This is a genomic window from Chitinophaga sp. CF118 (assembly GCF_900112615.1).
In the GTDB taxonomy this organism is placed as follows: domain Bacteria; phylum Bacteroidota; class Bacteroidia; order Chitinophagales; family Chitinophagaceae; genus Chitinophaga.
Map to the genome: position 1 here is coordinate 1 of NZ_FOMK01000026.1, position 1,901 is coordinate 1,901.

Consider the following 1,901-nt stretch of genomic DNA (forward strand, 5'->3'; position numbering starts at 1 on the left):
GTAGCCGGAGTGTTAGCAGCCAGGGTGAAAGCAGGATTAGCACAATTGTTCTGGTCAGGACCGGCAGCGGCCAGGATATTTACATTATTTGTCAGTACAACATCATCTGTTAATACGCAGGTACCGTTAGTGATGGTCCAGCGCAGGGTAGCTGTATTACCAGCTAATACTGTAACTGTAGTTGTTGGACTGTTTGTTGTAGCGATAGTAGCAGTACCTGAAACGATTGTCCATACACCTGTTCCTACACTTGCAGGAGTAGCTGCCATTGTAAACAGTGCAACATTACAGTGTTCCTGGTCTGGCGCTGGTGTGATTGGCGTTGGTGCTGCATAATTAGTCAGCACAACAGTACTTGATGAAGCCGGACATGTTCCGTTAGAAATGGTCCATGCCAGGGTAGCAGTGTTACCTGCTAATACAGTGACTGTCGTTGTTGGACTGGTTGCATCTGTGATAGTAGCAGTACCAGAAACCACGGTCCATAAACCTGTTCCTACTGTTGGTGCATTAGCAGCCATCGTAAACAGATCGTTAGCACATTGTGATTGAGCTGGACCGGCAACAGAAGGTGTTGGTGTAGCGTAGTTAGTTAACACTACATCATCTGTTGTGGAGCAAAGTCCGTCTGTGATCGTCCATCTCAGTGTAGCAGTGCTTCCTGTTGGAACTGTTACTGCTGAAGTCTCACTGTTTGCCGTTGTGATAGTAGCAGTACCGGAAACCACTGTCCATAAACCTGTTCCTGCACCAGGGTTGTTACCAGCCAGGGTGAAAGCAGGATTAGCACAATTGTTCTGGTCAGGACCGGCAGCGGCTATAACATTTTGACTATTTGTGAGAACGATAGTTGTCTGTGAAGGCGGACATGTTCCGTTTGTAATAGTCCATGCCAGCGTAGCAGTGTTACCTGCTGGTACATTGACTGTCGTTGTCGGACTGGTTGCTAGTGTGATAGTAGCTGTTCCTGAAACCACTGTCCATAAACCTGTTCCTACTGTTGGTGTGTTAGCAGCCATCGTAAACAGCGCATCATTACAATGTGCCTGAGCTGGACCGGCAACAGAAGGTGTTGGTACATCGTAGTTTGTTAATACTACATCGTCTGTTGTTACGCAGGTACCGTTGGTGATGGTCCAGCGCAGCGTAGCAGTGCTTCCTGTTGGAACTGTTACTGCTGAAGTGGGATTGGTGTCATCTGTTATAGTAGCAGTACCTGAAACCACTGTCCATAAACCTGATCCTGTAGCCGGAGTGTTAGCAGCCAGGGTGAAAGCAGGATTAGCACAATTGTTCTGGTCAGGACCGGCAGCGGCCAGGATATTTACATTATTTGTAAGTACAACATCATCTGTTAATACGCAGGTACCATTAGTGATGGTCCAGCGCAGGGTAGCTGTATTACCAGCTAATACCGTAACTGTAGTTGTTGGACTGTTTGTTGTAGCAATAGTAGCAGTACCTGAAACGATTGTCCATACACCTGTTCCTACACTTGCAGGAGTAGCTGCCATTGTGAACAGGGGATCTGCGCAATGTTCCTGGTCGGGCGCTGGTGTGATGGGCGTTGGTGCTGCATAATTAGTCAGCACAACAGTACTTGATGAAGCCGGACATGTTCCGTTAGTGATGGTCCATGCCAGGGTAGCAGTGTTACCTGCCAATACAGTGACTGTTGTTGCCGGATTGGTTGCATCTGTGATAGTAGCAGTACCTGAAACCACTGTCCATAAACCTGTTCCTACTGTTGGTGCGTTAGCAGCCATCGTAAACAGATCGATAGCACAATGTACTTGAGCAGGACCGGCAACAGAAGGTGTTGGTGTAGCGTAGTTAGTTAATACTACATCATCTGTAGTTACGCAGGTACCATTTGTAATGGTCCATCTCAGTGTAGCGGT

Annotated in this window: 1 protein-coding gene; it reads right to left on the bottom strand. The window is 47.5% G+C overall.

Features of this window, described 5'->3' with window-relative positions; translation table 11 throughout:
• Window positions 1–1,901, bottom strand: a 1,901-nt coding sequence (locus tag BM176_RS32680; protein WP_218162328.1) for a hypothetical protein, incomplete at both ends; no start/stop codon positions are given.